We start from the raw sequence: 21133 nt of genomic DNA, 5'->3' as shown, positions 1-21133 counted from the left end.
TTGTCTCCTCCTACTGTGATTTCATTCTTGGGTCAAGCAAATCACGAAGACCTTCACCCAAAATGTTAAATCCAAATACTGTATAAACTAGTGCCAGTCCTGGAAAAATACAAAGCCATGGTCCACGAGATATGAAATTAATTCCCTCAGAAACCATTAGCCCCCAGTCAGGTGTAGGTGGTTGTGATCCTACTCCAAGAAAACTAAGAGTAGTTGTTGACATAATAGTTCCAGGCAACTGCATAGAAACAGTTACTATTAATACCGGAACTATATTCGGTAAAATATATCTAGTCATTATAGCTAAAGGCTTTTCACCAAAGGATATTCCAGTTTCTATGAATGCTTGATTTTTTATTGACATTGTTTTAGCTCTCACCAGTCTTGCATAAGATGCCCAGTTTACTATAGCAATAGCAATTATTGCATTAGTGAGACCTGTACCTATTATGGTGACAACAGCAAGGGCCATAATCATTCCCGGAATGCACCAAGTTAAATCTGCCATAAATGTTAAACATCTATCAGCAAGACCTCCAAAGTAACCACAAATTAAACCTATAGTTACACCAAAAATCAACTGAAGACCTGCACCTAATATTGCAACTTGCAAAGTAATTCTACTTCCATAAATTATGCGACTAAACAAATCCCTACCCATATTGTCTGTACCAAATATGTATTCAACACAAGGAGAAACTAAAATATCTTCAGGGTGTGCTTCATCAAAACTAAACGGAGCAATTTGCTTAGCAAATATTGCAAAAATAACTACACTCAATACCATAATAAAACCAAGCATAAAATTTCTATTTTTATAACAAGAGTTTAAGAATTCTTTAAATGGACTATCATTCATTATTTGTCACCCCCTGTAACTGAAATTCTAATTCGGGGATCTAGAATACCCAGAACTACATCGCTAAGTATATTGCAAATGATTGTTAAAGCAGTGATAATTAATATACATGCTTGAACAACGTTAAAATCCTGTTGAATAATAGAATTTATCATCAAATTTCCCATACCTGGTATTCCAAATATTTTTTCAATAATAATATATCCTGAAATCAACCAAGGTAACGACATGAATATATTTACAGTTATTACAATTAAAGAATTACGTAACACATGTCTTGTTAATACTGTTTTGTTGTCCAGCCCCTTTGCATAGGCTGTTGTTACATATTTTTCTCTTAAAACATCCAAAGCTTCTGATTTAGTTAGACGTATGGTGCTTGCTAACCCTCCTATTACACCTGTAGTTATAGGCAATATGTAATTTTTCCACGATTCATACCCACTTAATGGTAGCCATTTTAGCTGAACTGCAAAAACCAACATTAGTAATACTGCTAACCAAAACGAAGGTATGGCTGTAAAAACCAAAGAAGTATTTACCGTTATACGGTCAAACCAGCTATCTTTTTTATATGCACACATAAGTCCTAGTGGAATAGCTACAATTGTACTTATAATCATTGTTGTAATTGTAAGTTTGAGACTTATTGGTATACAATTTTTAATTAATGACCAAACATCTATTCTGTACTTATACGAAATACCAAAATCGCCTCGGAAAATTATGCCTGACATCCAGTCCACATATTGCACCAATAAAGGTCTATCCAATCCATACTCATGTCTTAATCCTTCTAAATTTTCCACTTTAACTAGTGGTCCTGCCATTAGAGTAACTGGATCCCCCGGCATCAGATATAACATACTGAAAACCAAAAATGATACACAAAAAAGTAGTAAAACTCCTACTCCCAATCTTTTTATTACATAGTCTCTCATGAAAAACCATCTCCTTTCTTAATTTGCATTTAAATCTGTCTGAAAATGTTTTCAATAAAGTTTTTTATCTTCTTAAGTATTAATTATCTTCTTAATTACTAAACACATTCAGAATATAACAACTAATACAATATATGCAATATTTATGCCAAAATTATAGAAGCATTTACAGGTAAAAGTATTTATTGACAGCAATATTTCTTTATTGTACTATTTGCATGAACATGAAAATTAAATACTAGGAAGGTGATTATTATGTATGATACTAAAAAATTTGATGACTATTTAAAAAAATTATTTGAAGAAAAGGAGTACCCTAGTCTGGCAATCTGCATAAGAGGACCCGAAGGCATTATCTTTGAAAAGGGTTACGGATACTGCGATATGGAGAAATCCAGACCTGCCAATGTCAATACTATTTATGGAATTGCCTCCATGAGCAAATCCATGACTACTCTTGCTTGTGCAATTCTTGAAACTGAAGGAAAACTAAGCTTTTCAGATCCAGTAATAAAATATTTTCCTCAATTTTCTATTCCTGGAACTCCAAAAGAAAGCGTAACATTACGACATTTGGCAATGCATACGGCAGGAATACCTCCAATTCCCCCATTAGAGTGGTCCATAGCAATGAATACTTCAGAGCGAAGTACGGAAACATCTCGCAAACTTAGAGAAAGTGCACCAAACAAAATGAGTACAATTGAAGATATTATAGATTATATTGCCAATAGTGGAGCTTATGAACCACTTGGAGCTCCAGGTGAATGCATGAGTTATTCTAATGATGCATATGCAATGCTCTCTTATGTTGTTGATCAAGCAGCTGGAATGCCTCTTGAGGAATTTCTAAAAGAAAGAATTTTTAAACCCCTTGGGATGACTCGCTCAGTGCTTGATTTAGACGGAAAAGAAGCTATTGCTTTGGCAAATGGCAATATTGCTGATTTATTTGATTTAGATGATAATGAAAATCTATACACAGATCAGATATGGTCTATTCTTCCACCTTACCGTGGCTGTGCTTGTGTGAAATCTACCGCTATAGATATTACAAAATATTATCAAATGCTTTCTCAAAATGGCAAATTTGAAGGAAAACAAATAATCGACTCAAAAGCTGTTGAAATTCTAATAGGTCGTGAGTTTCCTGAAACCCGTTATCCATTCTACTGCTTTGGTTTAAATAAACGTTTAAAAAATGGAAAAGTAATATGTGAACATTCCGGAGGACTTCATGGAGTTTCAACTTATGGAGGGTTAATTATGGGAGGTTATTCAATGACCGCTCTATGTAACCAAGGAGATGTTACCACAGAACCTTTTATATGGGCCTGCTACAATTTAATTTTGGGACTGCCTCTTGACGCATCTCATGCCTTTGCAATCCCTTCAGGTAAAAAATTCAGCATGCCTAAAGCAGTAGTTGGTACTTACATCAGTAGAGAAGCAGTCCCATCATATTGCATTGTAACTACAGACGAGGACGGAAACTTGTTCGCAAATTATTATGATGAGAATCTAGTATTGTATTACTGCGAAGAAACACTTTTCAGTGCACGAACTGTTGATGACCCTGACGTTCAACGTACCACTATGCGCTTCTTGATCAGAAATGGTAAAGCATGGGGAGTAAGATGCTACACAAGGGTTTTTCAAAAAATTAATGAGTAATAAAAAGTATTATAATAAATATTAAAATAAATTAATAATATAATATAAAAAAATATTAATGTAAAATATTAGGATCAAATAGGTTAAATCCTATTAAATCTTAATATTTTTATATTAAGTCCTTTTAAATTATATAAATTTATATTATAATAATTTATATAATTCATATATTATTGGAGACTACCATGAAAAAAGTTGCAGTTATTTACAAAAATAGTGATAATCAAGAAGTCATTAAATATTTAAAAAATAATTTAGAAAAAATATTTGAGAATTATATAATTGTTGAAAACCATTATTTAGATGAACTTCCCTCCAATTTCAAAATACATGCTGATGCTTATATAATTACAGATGAAACAATGTTGTATCCTCTAAAAGAAAGAATTACTAACTACAACAATATCGTAACAATGTACAGAAGTATAAAAAAACAAAAGCTTTATGAAATTTCAAATATTCCAAGTAATACAAATGTATTAATTATTAATGATACCTATGAAACTTCTGTTCAAACATTATGTTCTCTTTATGAGTTAGGTATGGGTCATATTAATTTAGTACCTTTTGATCCCAGTGATGCAGATAATCCACAATACAAAGACTTTAAAATTTGTATTACACCAAATGAAGTACATTTAGTACCAGAATACATACAAAAAACTATAAATATAGGTTATAGAGAAATAAGCTTTGAAACACTTATGAGACTTATGATTAGACTAGAACTTGATTTTGAATTAACAAATAGAAACCTGGTACGTCATATTAAATCTATAGCTGAACCAAATATATATATTTACAATAATTATTTAAACAATTTTGTTAAAAATTATGTTTTTGATAGTGTTATTAATGATTCCCCCACAGCATTAATTATAACGAATGAAAAATATCATATTCTTTTTTCAAATAATAAAGCTAAAGAAATGTTCAATTTAAAAAGTAAAAGTGCTGTGATACCTCTATCTAACATAATGGAAAGTGATAAATTTGCAGAAATTCAAGAAGAAACTATGCCAAAAGATGGTATTATTTTTAATGGAATTCAATATTTTATTGAAAAAAAACCTATTATGTTAATTGACGAAATAATGGGTTACCATATTATTCTTCAAAATGAAAAAGATATAAGAGATATAGAAATAAATGCAAAAAAAATGTTAGAAAAAAAAGGCTTAGTTGCAAAGTATAATTTTTCAGATATTATTCATGTTTCTCGTAAAATGAAAGAATGTATTAATACTGCAAAAACAGTTGCATTAACCGATCATACTGTTTTAATAACAGGTGAAAGCGGAACAGGAAAAGAATTAATGGCTCAATCAATTCACAATTATTCTGATCGCAAAAACATGTCATTTGTAGCCATAAATTGTGCTGCAATTCCTGAATCATTATTAGAAAGTGAACTATTTGGATATGAAAGTGGTTCTTTCACCGGTGCAAAGAGAAACGGAAAACTTGGACTATTTGAACAGGCAAATGGTGGTTCTATATTTTTAGATGAAATCGGAGATATTTCACCTAACCTTCAGTCAAGACTTCTTCGAGTATTACAAGAACGTCAAATCATGCGTATTGGTAGTAATAGAATGATAAGTATAGATACAAGAATACTTGCAGCTACAAATAAGGATTTATTAAGTGAAGTTGAAAAAGGTAATTTTAGAAGAGATTTATTTTATCGCTTGAATGTAATCTCCATATGTATTGAACCTTTAAGAAATAGAAGAGAAGACATTCTTCCATTGATTTCAAGTTTTTTAGGTGCAAAATATAATCACCTTAATGATTCTAATAAAAACTTATTATATACATATTCATGGCCGGGAAATATTCGCGAACTTGAAAATACTGCTATACATTATAATACTTTGTCCACATTGCCTAAATATCTTTTAAATACACCGATTACACCACTTACTATAAATAATACAGATAAGCCCGCAGATAGTGTTTGTATTGAAATGGAAATTTTAAAAATAATTATGGAAAATTCACAATGCTTCCATGGTATTGGTCGCTTGCAAATTAATAATTACTTAAAATCACTACAAATAAAAATTGGTGATGCAAATTTGCGCAATATACTTCAAAACTTACAAGAAAGAGATCTAATAACAATAGGAAAGGGAAGAAATGGAACAAAAATAACTAAATTAGGAATACAAAAAATCAAGTATTTTTAATATTATTACTAGGCTTAATTTTATATTAATTATATCATTAAATTTAATTAATATAATATAACAGACAAGGGACCTAGCCCCTTGTCTGATTATCTAGTCGGTACTATTTCAATCCAATATTTATCTGGATCTGTAATGAAATATATTCCCATTGACTCATTTTCAAATTCTATACATCCCATTGCTTTATGTTTTTTGTATGCTGATTCATAGTCATCAACTACCATAGCTAGATGATATTCTGTTTCCCCTAAATCATATGGTTCTTTTCTATCTCTCATCCATGTTAACTCCAAAGTAAAATCTGAAATACCATCTCCTAAATATACTAAAATAAAACTTCCGTCTTTTGCTTCTTTTCTCCTTACTTCACTAAGTCCTAAAGATTCTTTATAAAAATCTATACTTTTCTTTAAATCCACTACATTAAAGTTAAAGTGATTAAATTTAAACTTCATAATTGAAATCCTTTCTTAAAATATATTTTAGTTATATCATAAAGCAAGCCAGAAAACGGCTTGCATCACAACTATTCAATAAATACATTAAGTTAATTTTTTTTTATTGTCAAACTAAATAACTTTTTAATTAAAAATATAGAAATATAGAGATACTAAAAAGCTAACTACAATTAAATGAAGTTAGCTTTTTTTTAACTATGGTGTTACAGTATTTTCTACTGCATTTGTTTGATCTTGATCTATTCCAGTATCATTTGTAACTGTTTGACCATTTACAACAATATTTAATTGTATAAGTATATTTTCTAATTGTTTTAAATATTCTCCATAAGCGTTCCAATCACCATTTTTTGATGCTTCATTTGCTTTAATATACATATCATTAGCTTGCAAAATTAACATGTTAATATTATCATCTTCATAATTATTATCTGTTGGGTTACTTGGTTCAACTGTTTCTGGATCTTGATTATTTGATGCTCCAAAAATTTTTTCTAATGCTTTTTCAAGTGTCATTTCCATAACTGTTTTATCGTTAAATGAAACTATAACCATTTTCATCTCAGGGAAATTACTCTCTGTATCAGATTTTAAATAAATTGGCTCTACATACAACAAAGAATTTTCTATTGGCATTACTAATGTATTACCCCTAAGTACTGATGATCCTCTTTGACTCCACAATGTAAGTTGTGATGATATGACAGTATCTTGATCAATTTTTGTCTCTATCATATTAGGTCCAGGTATTGTTTTTGTTTTAGGGAATTCATACAATATTAATTGTCCATAATTCTCACCATCGTTTCTAGCTGCTAATAAAGCAATCATATTATCTTTGTTTTGTGGTGAGTATTGTGTCGTTAATAAAAACTCTACATTTTCTTCTTCTGGTAGTTTGAACATTACATAGCTTGATTCTACTGAAACTTCACCTGTATCCATATATTTTTCTGTTGAAATATCCCAATAATCCTCTCTACCAAAGAAAACTGTTGGATTTTCTATATGGTATAACCTATACATGTCTGATTGAATATTAAATAAAGACTGTGAATATCTGATGTGATCACGTATACCTTGTGGCATTTCACCTATTGGCTTAAACAAGTCTTTAAATATATTGCTATATGTATTTATTATAGGGTCGCTTTCATCGGATATATAAAAATCAGTTGTTCCATCATATGCATCTACTACAACTTTTACTGAATTTCTTATGTAATTTACATTCATTCCCTCTATAAAACTACTTGTAGGTTGAGAATATGGGTACCTTTGACTTTCTGTAAATCCTTCAATTATCCAATAAAGCTTACCATCATCTTGATTTGCTACTAGGTATGCATTTGAATCATAATATATAAATGGTGCTATTTCATATACTCTTTGTAATATATTTCTATTAATTACAATTCTGCTATCTTTATTTATATTATTTGAAATTAATAGTTTATAACTTGCTTCTCTTATACTAAAAAGCAATCTATTCATGAAAGTTAACTTGATTCCAGCACTACCTTCATACAATGTTTCTTCATTATCTGAACCAGATGGGTAATCAAATTCTTTTTCATCTGTATTTACTATTACGTATTCATTTGTTTTTTCACCAAAATAAATTTCTGGTCTATCTATTTTTAAATCTGTATTTGTTGTTGGTGGAATGTTTTTTACAATCATTTCAGGTTGACCCTGCATTGTAACTTTATTGACTGGTGACAGTGTAACCCCATATCCATGGGTATATTTTAAATATTGATTTACCCATGTTTTTGCCTGTTCATTTAACCTACTTTGATCTAATTCCCTTGCAGACAAGAAAACCTGAGTATAATTACCATTTATTGTATATCTATCAACATCTACATCATTAAATACATAATATGGTCTGATACCTTGTAATTGATTATATACTTGTATCAATGGTTCTCTGTCATTTATTTTAATATTCTCTATTACTTCTTTATTCTTTTCCAAATCTTCTATAGTTAAATTATTATCTGCAGTAAATGTAATTTTTTTTACATCTTTCAACATATATGCATCTTGAGTACTATTTATACTATATTCCATATATTTTGTTTCTTTAGATAATTGGTCAGGTTCTACAATAAATTTTTCTACAACTCCTCCTAAACCAGTACCTAAAATAGAAATAACTATTAAAATAGCAGGCATTACCAAAGCAAACTTTAAGTTTTTCTTTCTTGCACCAACAAAAAATGTAAATGCTGCTATAACACTTCCTACTGCTAATATCCTATATAAATTTAATGAGACAAATATATCTGTGTAACCTGCTCCAAAAACCCTACCCATTTGTGAATATAATAAATCATAGCACCTTAGAAAAAACCTAAATCCTAAAAATATAAAAACTAATGATCCTATAATTGATATTTGATTTAAAATTTGAGTAATAAATTTTTTATTTAATAATGTACTGAAATCAAATACTTGGCTTGGATTAAAATGTGATATGTCTTCAAATGGTCCTGTTGCATTTTTTATTCCATTCTTTAATGCTAAGTATCCATAGAATAAAACCGTAACAACAATTAATAAGAATAATATGTTTATAACAAAACTAACTAAAGTATTTATTAGTGGTAAATTAAATACATAAAAACCTATATCATGCCCAAATATAGGATCAACAATATTAAACTTTTCAGCATTAATATACTGTAAAATTTCAAACCATAAAGTTGATACTGTATTTACAGTAAACATAAAGCTAAATATAATTGAAGCAATATTTATACCAAATTTAATTTTTTTATCATGTTGTGTATCTACTATTTCAGATTCTATAAAAAACTTCTTTTTAAGTTTGTTCAAGTATACTATTAACAATAATGACAAAACAATAAAAAGAGGTATTCCTATTAAAAACTGAGCCTTTAACTTTGTTAAAAAAGTTTCTGTATATCCAATTTCACTAAACCATTTATAGTCAGTTGAAAATCTTACGATACTACCAAAGGAATTAATAATTATAAATAATACAATTATTGTACCTATAATAAAAAAACGATTTTTATTTTTCACTATTTACCCTCCTACGCATATTTTTTATTATTTATCAATTTCTATTCTTAATTTATCCAAAGTTTTTTTTTCTACTCTTGATACTGTCATTTGTGATATATTAAGTTTCTTTGCTATTTCACTTTGAGTTTTATTATTAAAATATCTATTGATAATTATTTCTCTTTCAAGTTCATTTAATTTATTTAAAGATTTATTAATAAAATCTGCATTTTCAATTTGTATAAAGTATTTATCATCAACTCCAACTAAATCCATTAATGTTGCTTCGCTTTCATCACTACTTGTATCAATTTTAATATCTAACGATTGTGAGGTAAACATTTTGCCTGCTTCAAAAGCTTCTAATACTTCTTCTTGAGTACAATTAACATGTTCAGCTATCTCTTTTATAGATGGAGTTCTATGCAGTTTATTACTTAAATAATTATTTGAATCATTAACCTTTTTTGATACTTCTTGTATTTTTCTTGGTACTTTTATTGCCCATCCCTTATCGCGAAAATACTTTTTAATTTCTCCTAAAATAGTAGGTGTTGCAAAGCTAGTAAATTCATAACCTTTTGATATATCAAATCTATCTATAGCATAAATTAAACCCATACATGCTATTTGATATAGATCTTCATATTCTATTCCCCTATTATTATATTTTTTAGAAATTATTTCTGCCATATATTTATATTTATCAAAAATTTCATTTCTTATTTCAATATTTTTTGTTTTTACATACTTTAAAAACAATTCTTGATTTTTTATTTTTTTTGAGTTTTGCATAATATCATTCATAGTTTACCAACGCCTATTCAATATCTATACATTTTTTTTCAAAACATATTTTCTTGTTTTTTAAATCTACTATATAATTATCTGCTAGACTCTCAATAATTAATATACACATTTCACTTTTTTCTTTACTAACATCAGTTATTTCACCGTCGTTTAAATCACATACTTCTATTTTTAATTTATTTTCTTCAATAAAATACTCAATTTCAAAAGGTTTTTCATTTTTTTTAACATTATTTATAAAAAAAATACAAATTTCTGATAAAATTACTTTTAAATCATCTATATCATCTAAATTATAACCATTAATGCTAGATAAAGCTGATGTAGTAAGTCTTATAGTACTTAAATATTCGGATTTTTTAGGTATTACTAATTTTATATTTTCCATACTTACCACCCTTATTTAATATTAAATACTTTATTTAAACCAGTTATATCAAATAATTTATATATATTTGGTTTTAAGTTTATAATTTGTATTGATAAACCATGTTCTTTTACTTTCATTAAAATACCCATTAATACACCTAGACCTGTACTATCTATATATTCTAACTCATCAGCATTAATAGAAATATCAATCTTTTCTTTTTCAATTAATTCTATAACTTTATTTTTAAATTCTGGAGAAGTAGAAATATCTACTTCTCCTATTGGTTTAATTTCTAAATAATTATTATCTGAAGTTTTACTATATTTTATATCTAATGACATTTTTTGTAACCTCCAATTTAATATTCTTCTTCTGTTTGAATTTCATCCTCATCTGCTATTATCTTAGCAATTGAAACAACTTTATTCCCTTCATTTAATCTCATAGCTTTTACTCCTTGAGTATCTCTTCCCATCCTAGAAATATTCGAAGAATGCATTCTAATAATTGATCCGCTTGAACTTAAAATCATAAGGTCATCATCTTTATTTACTATCAATGAACCAGCTATATTACCTGTTTTTTCATTAATTGTATGGGCTTTCATACCTCTACCACCTCTGTTTTGGCACCTGTATTCTTTTGATAAAGTTATTTTACTATAACCATTTTCTGTTATAGTCAATATTAATTTATCTTCATCATCTTTTGTAAGAATGCTCATTGCTACTAACTCATCGTCTTCTGATTTAGTTATAGCTTTTACGCCCATTGTATTTCTACCAGTTTCTCTTACATCACTTTCACTGAATTTTATACCTTTTCCATTTTTGGTTACAATAAATATATCTTTAGTCCCATCTGTTCTATTTACGCTAATTAACTCATCATCTTCTGCTATTTTAATCGCAACAAGTCCAGATTTTCTTGATGTGTCAAAATCACTAAGTTTAGTTTTTTTAATAATTCCTTTTTTAGTTGCTAAAATTAGATATTCTTCCTCATTATTAAAATCTCTAATAGGAATTATTGCTCTTATTTTTTCATCACTATCTATATTTATAAGATTAATAGCTGCTGTACCCTTTGCTTGTCTTCTTGCTTCAGGCACCTCATATGCTTTTATTCTATAAACTTTTCCTTTGTTAGTTAAAAACATTAAATAATCATGAGTTGAGGTAATGAATAAATCTTTAACAAAATCTTCTTCTCTAGTTGTTAGTGCTGTTATTCCTTTTCCACCACGTTTTTGTGCTTTATATGTATCTTCTGGCAATCTTTTTATATATCCATAATTAGTTAAAGTTATAGCAACATTTTCTTCTTCTATTAAATCTTCAACATTTATTTCGCCTTCATCATGTATTATTTCTGTTCTTCTCTCATCATAGTATGTATTTTTAATTTCTTTTAATTCATCTTTTATTATTTGATCTACTAAAAATTGATTTGATAATATTTCCTTAAATTTATTTATCATTTTTATTAATTCTTCATACTCTAAATCAAGTTTTTCACTTTCAAGACCCTGTAATCGTCTAAGTCTCATATCAATTATTGCCCTAGCTTGAATTTCAGATAAATTAAATCTTTCCATCAAACGCATTTCGGCATCATCATATGATGATCTAATTATTCTTATAACTTCGTCAATATTATCAATTGCAATTCTTAAACCTTCAACAATATGAGCTCTTGCTTCAGCCTTGTTTAAATCATATTGAGTTCTTCTTACAATAATTTCTCTCTGATGTAATACATAATAATGAATCATTTCTTTTAAATTTAAAACTTTTGGTTCATTATTAACTAATGCTATCATAATAATACTGAAATTATCTTGGAGTTGAGTATGTTTATATAAATTGTTAAGTACAACATTTGGATTATAATCTCTTTTAATCTCAACTACAATCCTCATACCTTTTCTATCGCTTTCATCTCTTAAATCAGAAATTCCTTCAATTCTTTTATCTTTAACAAGTTCAGCTATTTTTTCAATTAATCTAGCTTTATTTACTTGATAAGGTATTTCAGAAACTATAATTCTACTTTTATTATTTTTAATTTCTTCTATTTCAACTCTTGATTTTACTTTTACAAAACCTCTACCTGTCATATAGGCATTTTTAATATTTTCTCTACCAACTATTATAGAACCTGTAGGAAAATCTGGTCCTTTTATGTACTTCATAAGTCCTGGTATATCTATGTCTGGATTATCTATATATGCTATTGTTCCATTTATTACTTCACCTAAATTTTGTGGTGGAATAGAACTAGCCATACCTACCGCTATTCCTGATGAACCATTTACCAATAAATTTGGAAATCTGCTTGGTAAAACAACTGGTTCTTTTAATGTCTCATCAAAGTTTGGTCTAAAATCAACTGTATCCTTTCCAAAATCCTTTAGAAGCTCCATTGCCATTTTAGACATTCTAGCTTCTGTATACCTCATTGCAGCTGCTCCATCGCCATCAACAGAACCAAAATTTCCATGTCCATCAATAAGTGGATATCTCATTGAGAAATCTTGTGCCAATCTTACCATTGCATCATAAACTGCTGTATCACCGTGTGGGTGATACTTACCTAGTACGTCCCCTACGATACGAGCACTTTTCTTATGTGGTTTATCTGGTGAAAGGCCTAAGTCACTTGCAGAATAAAGTATTCTTCTATGTACAGGTTTTAATCCATCTCTTACATCTGGTAATGCTCTGCTGACAATTACAGTCATAGCATAGTCAAGATAAGATTTTCTCATTTCACCGCTTATATCGGTCATTAAAACCTTATCGTTATTATCAATTTCACTCATCATAACCTCCGAAAACTATTATCAAAAAATATGTTATTTATTATATATCTAAATTTTTAACATATTTCGCATTTTCCTCTATAAATTCTCTTCTTGGTGCAACTTTATCTCCCATTAATGTGTTAAAAGTCTCATCTGCATATTGTGCATCATTTACTTCAATTTTTAAAAGAATTCTGTCTGCTGGATTCATTGTTGTTTCCCAAAGTTGTTCTGGATTCATTTCCCCAAGACCTTTGTATCTTTGTAGTTCAACTTTATTATCTCTGCCTATTTCTTCAAGAATTTTATTTAATTCATCATCACTATATACATACTTTTCAAATTTTCCTTTTTTAACTTTATATAAAGGTGGCTGTGCCGCATAAACATGACCTTCTTCTACCAGTTCTCTCATATATCTGTATAAAAAAGTTAAAAGTAGTGTTCTGATATGTGCACCATCAACATCAGCATCGGTCATTATTATTATTTTACCATACCTTAATTTACTGATATTAAAATCATCTCCAATACCACATCCAAAAGCTGTTATCATGTTTTTAATTTCTTCTGAATTAAGAATTTTATCGATTCTTGATTTTTCAACATTTAATATTTTTCCACGAAGAGGTAGTATAGCTTGAGTTCTTCTATCCCTTCCACCCTTTGCAGATCCACCTGCCGAGTTACCTTCAACTATATAAATTTCGCATAAATCAGGGTTTCTTTCAGAACAATCTGCTAATTTTCCAGGAAGTGCCATACTTTCAAGTACATTTTTTCTTCTGGCAAGATCCCTAGCTTTTCTTGCAGCATCTCTAGCTCTTGCTGATCTTAAAGTTTTTTCTATGATTAATTTAGCAGTTTTGGGATTTTCTTCTAAGTATGAATATATAGCTTCCCCAGTAACACTGTCTACTACACCTCTTACTTCACTATTACCCAATTTAGTTTTTGTTTGCCCTTCAAATTGAGGATTAGGAATTTTTATAGAAAGTACTGCTGTTATTCCTTCTCTAATATCCTCACCCGTTATTGCAATTTCATTTTCTTTTATTAAATTATTCTTTTTAGCATAATCATTTATAACCCTAGTTAAAGCAGTCTTAAATCCAATTAAATGAGTTCCACCTTCAATAGTATTTATATTATTTACAAATGAATATATATTTTCTGAATATGAATCTGTATATTGAACTGATATTTCAACAATAGCTTTATCTTTTTCACCTTCTGCATATATTATATCGTCATGCAAATTATCTTTTTTTTCATTTAAAAAATGTACAAATTCTTTTATACCGCCTTCATAATAAAAATTATCATGTACATTATTTCTTTTGTCTTCTAAATTTATTCTTATACCTTTGTTTAAAAATGCTAATTCTCTCATTCTATGTTTTAATGTGGTATAATTATACACTACTTCTTCAAAAATAGTTGAATCTGGTAAAAATAAAATTTTTGTTCCTGTTTTATCGGTATTTCCTATAAATTCTAATTCAGATTTTGTTATTCCTCTTTCATAATTTTGTCTATAAGTTTTACCATTCCAATTTACTTCTGCTATTAAAAATTCTGATAATGCATTTACACAAGATACTCCAACACCATGAAGTCCTCCAGACACTTTATATGCATCGTTATTAAACTTTCCACCTGCATGTAGTACTGTTAAAACTGTTTCAAGTGTAGATTTTCCCGTTTTAGAATTTTTTTCGATAGGTATTCCTCTACCATTATCAATCACTTCAATTGAATTATCTTCATTAATTGTTACATTTATAGTATCACAAAATCCTGCTAAAGCTTCATCGATACTATTATCAACAACTTCATAAACTAGTTGATGCAACCCTCTCTCCCCAGTTGAACCAATATACATACCTGGTCTTTTTCTAACAGGCTCTAATCCCTCTAAAACTTGAATTTGATCTGCACCGTAATGTTGAATATTATTTTTTTCTACCATTTAATACACCTCTAATTTGTAATATTTCCAATTTTTCCATCATTTATGTAAAATATTTTTTTATCGAAATCTTTTGTTAAGTTTATTAGGTCATTGTCATCTGTTGTAGTTATTACAGTTTGTATGTTCTTTATATAATTTATTAAAAATCCCTTTCTCTTATTATCTAACTCTGATAAAACATCATCTAATAATAATATGGGATATTCACCAATTTCATCTTTAATTATTTCTATTTCCCCTAACTTCAATGCTAGTATAGCTGAACGTTGTTGTCCCTGCGAACCAAAATATTTACACTCTTTATTGTTAAGGCTTATAATTAAATCATCTTTATGAGGTCCATACATTGATGTGTTTTTTTGTATTTCGTTATCAATATTTTTATTTATTTTTTGATGAAAAATATTTTTAATAGATTCTTTATCCATATCACATATATTTCCAATGTTGCATTTATACTTTAAATCAAATATCTCTTTATTTCCAGAAATGTCTGAATATATATCTACAGCATATTTTTTTAAGCTATTTATATATTCATTTCTATACCATATTAATTCTGTCCCTATATCTATTAAATAATTATTCCAAATATCTATAATATCCTTATTTTCTTTATTTGTATAGTAATTTTTTAAAATATTATTTCTTTGAGTTATAATTTTTTTATATTTATTAAGCAAATACTTGTATTTAGGCTTAATTTGAGAAATATCTATATTTATGAATTTTCTTCTTTCTATTGGACTTCCTTTGATTATTTTCATATCATCAGGGGTAAAAATGACATTATTTAATACACCTATCATTTCCCCTGTTTTATCTAGTTTAACTTTATTAATTTTTACTTGTTTTCTTTTTCCTTTTTCTAAAAATAATTCTATATTTATTTTATATTTATTTTTATCTAATAACAACTCTATTGTACATTTATTTTCGTTAAAATTAATTAATTCATCTTCACTATTAAGCCTAAATGTTCTTCCAATAGAACATAAATATATTGATTCTAATAAATTTGTTTTTCCTTGTCCATTATCTCCAATAAAAATATTTAAGCTATTTATTAATTTTAAATCAACTTCTTTAAAATTTCTATAATTTTTGATTTTCAAATTATTTACTATCAATTTGTTCCTCATTTAAAATTAAATATTTTTCATTATTAAATTCAACTTTATAACCATTTTTTAATTTTTTTCCTCTTTGTAATTCTATTTCTCCATTAACTTTAACTAAGCCTTCTAAAATTACAAATTTAGCCATTCCGCCTCCTTCAACAACATTTACATACTTTAAAAATTGATCAAGTTTTATATAATCTGTATTAATGTATATTTTTTCCATTTTACCTCCCATTTTTTTAATTAACTAATTCTTACAGGTAAAATCATATATATATATTTATCATTTCCCTTTTCTTTTATAAAACAAGGATTATTTTTCCCAATTAAGTTCATAGTTATATATTGACTATCAATTACTTTTAAAACATCTAAAACATATTTAGAATTAAATCCAATTTTAATATTTTCTCCATCTTTTTCTACATCTATATTTTCTTCAGCATTTCCATATTCAGAAGCTGAATTAATTTGCATATTATTATCTACTATATCTAAAATAATTAAATTATTTTTATCTTCTCTGGCAAGTAGAGAAGCTCTTTCTATACTATTTTTAAAGTTAAAATTATCAATTTTTATTACTGAAACGTAATTATCTTTTAATATACCTTCATAATCAATAAATTTTCCTTCTAGTAAATTTGATATTATAGTTGTATTTTCTATTTTAAATGAAATATGACTATCTGATATTGTTATTTTAGTATAACCTTTGTTTTCTTCTAAAATTCTTAATATTTCAAGTAATGTCTTTGAAGGTACAACAGCAGAAATTTCTCCATCATAATCTATTATATCTTTTTTTATTGCCATCCTAAAACCATCTAATGCTACAAATGTACATATTTTATTTTTTATTTCAATTAAACAACCTGTAAAAATTGGTTTTATATTATCTTGAGCAGCTGCAAAGTGAGTATATTTTATTGAATTTCTTAATGATTCTGATTTTATTTCAAAGGATATACCTTGATTATCAAAAGTACTGTCAGGATATTCAGATCCTGAGTTACCTAATATATTAAATTCTGAATTTAAACATTTAATTTCTATACTATTATTATTTGTGATTTCTATATTTACAGTAGTATTAGAAGGTAATTTTCTAATGAAATCTCCTAATAATTTTGAATGAACAACTATAGAGCCTTCTTCTATTACTTCACAATCTGAATATGTTTTTATTCCAAGTTCTAAATCTGTAGCTGTTAATATTAACTTATTATTACTTGCTTCGATTAAAATTCCCGATAAAATTGGCATTGTAGTTCTTGAAGAAACAGCTTTTTGTACTATATTTATTGACTTATATAATTCATTTTGATTTATTTTAAATTTCATTTTATTCTCCTTGAATAATTTATATTAACAATTTTTAAAAGAGGAAAGGTTATTAATAATATATAAAATATTTATTAGTAATAATAGTAGTGTTTGTTAATTTGTTGAAAACAAGTTTTATCGTTTGTATTTAGATAATTAATAAAAAATATAGTTGTTGATGAATTATAGTTTTCTCTTAATAGATTTTTTTTATGAATAAAATTGTAAACAGGTTTTAACACTTTATTAACATACATACTTTATAGATTTATATATTAATTTCTAATTATTTAACATTGAAATAATATCATCAACATTTTTCTTAACTTCTTGATTATTTTCTGTATCTTTTTCTATTTTATTAAAAGCATGTAAAACTGTTGAGTGATCCCTTCCTCCAAACTCTTCTCCTAATTTAGGGAGTGAGTAGTCTGTAAGTTTTCTAGAGATAAACATTGCGACTTGTCTAGGAAAAGCTATATTTTTTGTTTTCTTTTTAGATACTAAATCTTCAACAGATATATTATAGTAGTTTGCAACAACTTCTTTAATGTCTTTTAATGTTATTTTTTTATTTGTAGAGATTAGATGTTTTAATGCTTCTTGTGCAAGTTCAAGGGAAACTTCTTTTTTATTTGTTAATGAAGAATATGCAAAAATTCTTATTAATGCGCCTTCAAGCTTTCTAATATTTGATTGAATATTTTGAGCTATATAAGTTATTACTTCATCTGGAACGTCATAGTTTTCTGCCTCAGCTTTTTTTCTGAGTATTGCAATTCTTGTTTCGTAATCTGGTGGTTGAATATCAGCTATTAAACCCCATTCAAAGCGGGAGCGAAGTCTATCTTCTAGTGTAGGTATGTCACTTGGTGGATTATCACTAGATACAATTATTTGTTTGTTAGCTTCATGTAAAGTATTAAAAGTATGAAAGAATTCTTCTTGTGTACTTTCTTTTCCTGCAATAAACTGTATATCATCTACTAATAATACATCAATTTTTCTATAAGTGTTTCTGAAATCTGCGTTTGTACCGTCTTTAATAGAATTTATTAAATCATTTGTAAATTTTTCTGACGTAACATATAAGACAGATGCATCAGGATTATTATCTAAAATATAATGTCCAATTGCATGCATAAGGTGTGTTTTTCCAAGTCCAACTCCACCATATAAAAATAAAGGATTATATGCAGTCGATGGTGCTTCAGCAACAGCTAAGGATGCTGCATGAGCAAAACGGTTACTATTACCTATTATAAAATTATCAAATTTATATTTAGGATTAAGCTTTCTATTTGGATCTTCATTATCTTCTTCTAGTGAATTGTTTGTTTTTTTATTTTCATCTTTATCAATATTTTCTCCTGGAATAGTGAAAATTAACTCAGTTTCTTTCTTTAAAACATAAATAAATGCATTTTTTAAAAAGTTATAATGCCTCTTTTTTAGTGTATTTCTTAAAAAATCATCTGCTGTTTCTAAATATATAGTATTTTCTTTATAGGCTACTATTTTAAGAGGTTTAAACCAAGTATTGAAACTAACTTGATTTGTGTCTTCTTTTACAATATCTAATACCTTATTCCATAGTTCTTCAAAATTCATATTATTCCTCCCCAATTGTTTATAAAGAAATCCCAAGGCTGTTGATAAAAAGTTACAATCTATTTGAATAATTAACATATAAACAGTTGTTGATACATGTTATAAACAGTTTATATATTGTTTTTTTAACAAAAGTATTTTTTTACAAATAAGTTGTCCATAAATAGTTAGAATCTAAAAAGTTATCCACAACTCATATTATATTAGCATTTTTTATCCACAATTTCAAATTAATTTTATTTTTTTTAAAAAATATTTGCAAAATATATAAAAATGTAGTATATTACAATAGCTATAATATTTTTGTAACATTTAATATGCTTGACATAGGTAATTAAAAATATTATAATTTTAATCATATGAAAAAAATTAAGATATTAATATATATATCTGCTATACAAGGAGGTGTTTTTATAATGAAAATGACTTATCAGCCTAAAAGAAGACAGAGAAGCAAAGAACACGGATTTACTAAAAGAATGAGTACTAAATCTGGTAGAAATGTTTTGAAGAGAAGAAGAGATAAAGGTAGAAAAAGATTGTCAGCATAAGGCCGCTTAAGTGGCCTTTTATTCCATCAAGGAAAGATTTTAGGTAGCAAATATGATAATAATAAAAAAAAATATTGAATATAAGTCAGTATATAATTCTAAAAATTCTGTTTCTGATTATAATCTTGTAATTTTTATTAAAAAAAATAATTACGGTTATAACAGGTATGGCTTTACTGCTGCTAAAAAAATAAAAAAAGCAGTAACTAGAAATATTATACGAAGAAGACTTAAAGAAATAGTAAGATTAAATGAGTGCAAACTAAAAGAAGGATATGATATTATTTTTATGGCAAGAGTTAATGCATCTGAATCTGATTATAAGAATCTATTAAAATCATTTATTAAATTAATAAAAAGAAATAATTTATTTAAGGGTGATTTAAATAAGTAAAATACTAATTAAAATTATAAGAATATATCAAAAGTTTTCTTCTAGTACTGGCATAAGACATTGTAGATTTTATCCTACATGTTCCCAATATTTCGTTGAGGCTTTACAAAAATATGGTTTTATAAAAGGCTCATTTTTAGGGGTTAAACGCATTTTAAGATGCCATCCTTTTAATCCTGGAGGATATGATCCTTTGAAATAAACTTGGAGGAAAATAATGAATTTAGATTTTATATGCTACCCTATTGGTATGCTTGTTAAATTGTTATATAATATGGTATCTATATTAGATACTAATATACTTTCTGCTTATGCAATTTCAATTATATTGGCAACAATATTTTTTAAATTAATTTTAATGCCTTTAACATTAAAGCAGACAAAATCTATGAAAGTAATGCAAGAATTAAGTCCACAAATAAAAGAGATTCAAAAAAAATATGAAAAAGACCCACAAACTCTTCAGCGCAAACAAATGGAATTATATAAGGAAGCTAATTATAATCCTATGTCTGGATGTTTACCTATGTTAATTCAAATGCCTATATTAATTGCATTTTTCTATGTTATAAGACAGCCTGTACAGTTTATTTTTCAAGATCAAGCATTTTTTGATGCAATGAATAAGTCTTTCCTTTGGATTAAAGATTTAGGATATACAGAAAATTTTCTGTTTGAAAATGGGACTTTTAATGGTTTATCAATGGGTGGATTGACAATACCTTTTATAGGTGGAGTATTCCCTATATTAGCAATAATGTCTGGATATTCAACTTATTTAACAAGTAAAATGACTACAGCATCACAACCTTCTATGAATGAACAACAAGCATCTACACAAAAAACAATGACAATGATGATGCCAGTTATGTTATTTGTGTTTTCAATTCAGATGCCAGCAGGATTAGCTTTATATTGGGTAATATCAAATATATTCCAAGTTGTACAGCAATATGTAATATTAAATTCATCCAAAAAACCAAAGGAGGAATTAAAATAA

The 21133-nt window shown here is 27.3% G+C and carries 19 protein-coding genes; 6 read left to right on the top strand and 13 right to left on the bottom strand.

Translation table 11 applies throughout. From position 1 onward, the window contains the following. Positions 1 to 10: 10 nt before the first annotated feature. Together J2Z76_RS10705 and J2Z76_RS10700 are read right to left on the bottom strand one after the other, a co-directional pair. Positions 11 to 859 (bottom strand): ABC transporter permease, encoded by an 849-nt coding sequence (locus tag J2Z76_RS10705; RefSeq protein ID WP_209512048.1) that lies wholly within the window; start codon positions 857 to 859, stop codon positions 11 to 13. Then, positions 859 to 1800 (bottom strand): ABC transporter permease, encoded by a 942-nt coding sequence (locus J2Z76_RS10700; protein WP_209512047.1) that lies wholly within the window; start codon positions 1798 to 1800, stop codon positions 859 to 861. The genes J2Z76_RS10705 and J2Z76_RS10700 overlap by 1 nt, the downstream gene beginning before the upstream one ends. 255 nt (positions 1801 to 2055) lie before the next feature. Here J2Z76_RS10700 and J2Z76_RS10695 point away from each other — a divergent pair, with 255 nt between their 5' ends. Continuing rightward, entirely contained in the window at positions 2056 to 3474 is a 1419-nt protein-coding gene (locus J2Z76_RS10695; RefSeq protein ID WP_209512046.1) for a serine hydrolase domain-containing protein, read from the top strand. A gap of 185 nt (positions 3475 to 3659) precedes the next feature. Next, positions 3660 to 5666, top strand: coding sequence for a sigma-54 interaction domain-containing protein (locus J2Z76_RS10690; RefSeq protein ID WP_209512045.1), 2007 nt, complete (start codon positions 3660 to 3662; stop codon positions 5664 to 5666). An 89-nt stretch (positions 5667 to 5755) separates the two neighbouring features. Here the strand turns inward: J2Z76_RS10690 and J2Z76_RS10685 are convergent, their stop codons facing one another. The 11 genes from J2Z76_RS10685 to dnaA all read right to left on the bottom strand — a co-directional run bounded on the left by J2Z76_RS10685 (position 5756) and on the right by dnaA (position 19188). Further along, a complete protein-coding gene (locus J2Z76_RS10685) occupies positions 5756 to 6124 on the bottom strand; it encodes a VOC family protein (RefSeq protein WP_209512044.1) in 369 nt (122 codons plus the stop codon). A 198-nt stretch (positions 6125 to 6322) separates the two neighbouring features. Then, positions 6323 to 9181, bottom strand: coding sequence for a UPF0182 family membrane protein (locus J2Z76_RS10680; protein WP_209512043.1), 2859 nt, complete (start codon positions 9179 to 9181; stop codon positions 6323 to 6325). A gap of 27 nt (positions 9182 to 9208) precedes the next feature. Then, positions 9209 to 9958: a SigB/SigF/SigG family RNA polymerase sigma factor gene (locus tag J2Z76_RS10675; protein ID WP_245210420.1), complete on the bottom strand. Its 750-nt coding sequence runs from the start codon at positions 9956 to 9958 to the stop codon at positions 9209 to 9211. A gap of 25 nt (positions 9959 to 9983) precedes the next feature. After that, on the bottom strand, positions 9984 to 10361 hold the full coding sequence (locus J2Z76_RS10670) for an ATP-binding protein (protein ID WP_209512041.1): 378 nt from the start codon (positions 10359 to 10361) through the stop codon (positions 9984 to 9986). Between the two features lie 11 nt (positions 10362 to 10372). Beyond that, entirely contained in the window at positions 10373 to 10687 is a 315-nt protein-coding gene (locus J2Z76_RS10665) for an STAS domain-containing protein (RefSeq protein ID WP_209512040.1), read from the bottom strand. 17 nt (positions 10688 to 10704) lie between these two features. Continuing rightward, entirely contained in the window at positions 10705 to 13170 is a 2466-nt protein-coding gene (gyrA, locus tag J2Z76_RS10660) for a DNA gyrase subunit A (RefSeq protein ID WP_209512039.1), read from the bottom strand. Between the two features lie 40 nt (positions 13171 to 13210). Further along, complete coding sequence (gene gyrB / locus J2Z76_RS10655) at positions 13211 to 15124, bottom strand: DNA topoisomerase (ATP-hydrolyzing) subunit B (protein WP_209512038.1); 1914 nt, start codon at positions 15122 to 15124, stop codon at positions 13211 to 13213. Positions 15125 to 15135: 11 nt separating this feature from the next. Further along, positions 15136 to 16257 (bottom strand): DNA replication/repair protein RecF, encoded by a 1122-nt coding sequence (gene recF, locus J2Z76_RS10650; RefSeq protein ID WP_209512037.1) that lies wholly within the window; start codon positions 16255 to 16257, stop codon positions 15136 to 15138. Further along, positions 16244 to 16474, bottom strand: a complete 231-nt coding sequence (locus J2Z76_RS10645) for an RNA-binding S4 domain-containing protein (protein ID WP_209512036.1) — start codon at positions 16472 to 16474, stop codon at positions 16244 to 16246. The genes recF and J2Z76_RS10645 overlap by 14 nt, the downstream gene beginning before the upstream one ends. 20 nt (positions 16475 to 16494) lie before the next feature. Further along, positions 16495 to 17595, bottom strand: coding sequence for a DNA polymerase III subunit beta (gene dnaN / locus J2Z76_RS10640; RefSeq protein ID WP_209512035.1), 1101 nt, complete (start codon positions 17593 to 17595; stop codon positions 16495 to 16497). Between the two features lie 264 nt (positions 17596 to 17859). Next, positions 17860 to 19188 (bottom strand): chromosomal replication initiator protein DnaA, encoded by a 1329-nt coding sequence (gene dnaA, locus J2Z76_RS10635; RefSeq protein WP_209512034.1) that lies wholly within the window; start codon positions 19186 to 19188, stop codon positions 17860 to 17862. Between the two features lie 416 nt (positions 19189 to 19604). Here dnaA and rpmH point away from each other — a divergent pair, with 416 nt between their 5' ends. Genes rpmH through J2Z76_RS10615 form a run of 4 tightly spaced genes read left to right on the top strand, consistent with a single transcriptional unit; the run spans position 19605 to position 21133 of the window. Continuing rightward, the gene (rpmH, locus tag J2Z76_RS10630; RefSeq protein ID WP_209512033.1) at positions 19605 to 19739 is read left to right on the top strand and encodes a 50S ribosomal protein L34; all 135 of its coding nucleotides are present in this window, start codon (positions 19605 to 19607) and stop codon (positions 19737 to 19739) included. A 52-nt stretch (positions 19740 to 19791) separates the two neighbouring features. Continuing rightward, positions 19792 to 20133, top strand: a complete 342-nt coding sequence (gene rnpA, locus J2Z76_RS10625) for a ribonuclease P protein component (protein WP_209512032.1) — start codon at positions 19792 to 19794, stop codon at positions 20131 to 20133. Then, positions 20126 to 20335 carry a membrane protein insertion efficiency factor YidD gene (gene yidD / locus J2Z76_RS10620; RefSeq protein ID WP_209512199.1) on the top strand — a complete coding sequence of 70 codons (210 nt, stop codon included), beginning with the start codon at positions 20126 to 20128 and terminating at the stop codon, positions 20333 to 20335. The genes rnpA and yidD overlap by 8 nt, the downstream gene beginning before the upstream one ends. Before the next feature lie 15 nt (positions 20336 to 20350). Then, on the top strand, positions 20351 to 21133 hold the full coding sequence (locus J2Z76_RS10615; protein ID WP_209512031.1) for a YidC/Oxa1 family membrane protein insertase: 783 nt from the start codon (positions 20351 to 20353) through the stop codon (positions 21131 to 21133).

Origin of the sequence: Sedimentibacter acidaminivorans (assembly GCF_017873955.1) — a bacterium.
In the GTDB taxonomy this organism is placed as follows: Bacteria; Bacillota; Clostridia; order Tissierellales; family Sedimentibacteraceae; genus Sedimentibacter; species Sedimentibacter acidaminivorans.
Note: the sequence above shows the minus strand (reverse complement) of the source record. Positions and strands in the feature narration are given on the sequence as shown.

Bases quoted from the DNA above. Each gene is read 5' to 3' on its own strand.
- dnaN (WP_209512035.1), bottom strand. From the start codon at position 17,595: ATGAAATTTAAAATAAATCAAAATGAATTATATAAGTCAATAAATATA.
- J2Z76_RS10645 (WP_209512036.1), bottom strand. From the start codon at position 16,474: ATGGAAAAAATATACATTAATACAGATTATATAAAACTTGATCAATTT.
- rpmH (WP_209512033.1), top strand. From the start codon at position 19,605: ATGAAAATGACTTATCAGCCTAAAAGAAGACAGAGAAGCAAAGAACAC.
- J2Z76_RS10670 (WP_209512041.1), bottom strand. From the start codon at position 10,361: ATGGAAAATATAAAATTAGTAATACCTAAAAAATCCGAATATTTAAGT.
- gyrA (WP_209512039.1), bottom strand. From the start codon at position 13,170: ATGAGTGAAATTGATAATAACGATAAGGTTTTAATGACCGATATAAGC.
- gyrB (WP_209512038.1), bottom strand. From the start codon at position 15,124: ATGGTAGAAAAAAATAATATTCAACATTACGGTGCAGATCAAATTCAA.
- J2Z76_RS10685 (WP_209512044.1), bottom strand. From the start codon at position 6,124: ATGAAGTTTAAATTTAATCACTTTAACTTTAATGTAGTGGATTTAAAG.
- J2Z76_RS10690 (WP_209512045.1), top strand. From the start codon at position 3,660: ATGAAAAAAGTTGCAGTTATTTACAAAAATAGTGATAATCAAGAAGTC.
- J2Z76_RS10700 (WP_209512047.1), bottom strand. From the start codon at position 1,800: ATGAGAGACTATGTAATAAAAAGATTGGGAGTAGGAGTTTTACTACTT.
- J2Z76_RS10705 (WP_209512048.1), bottom strand. From the start codon at position 859: ATGAATGATAGTCCATTTAAAGAATTCTTAAACTCTTGTTATAAAAAT.
- rnpA (WP_209512032.1), top strand. From the start codon at position 19,792: ATGATAATAATAAAAAAAAATATTGAATATAAGTCAGTATATAATTCT.
- J2Z76_RS10675 (WP_245210420.1), bottom strand. From the start codon at position 9,958: ATGCAAAACTCAAAAAAAATAAAAAATCAAGAATTGTTTTTAAAGTAT.
- J2Z76_RS10665 (WP_209512040.1), bottom strand. From the start codon at position 10,687: ATGTCATTAGATATAAAATATAGTAAAACTTCAGATAATAATTATTTA.
- J2Z76_RS10615 (WP_209512031.1), top strand. From the start codon at position 20,351: ATGAATTTAGATTTTATATGCTACCCTATTGGTATGCTTGTTAAATTG.
- J2Z76_RS10695 (WP_209512046.1), top strand. From the start codon at position 2,056: ATGTATGATACTAAAAAATTTGATGACTATTTAAAAAAATTATTTGAA.
- dnaA (WP_209512034.1), bottom strand. From the start codon at position 19,188: ATGAATTTTGAAGAACTATGGAATAAGGTATTAGATATTGTAAAAGAA.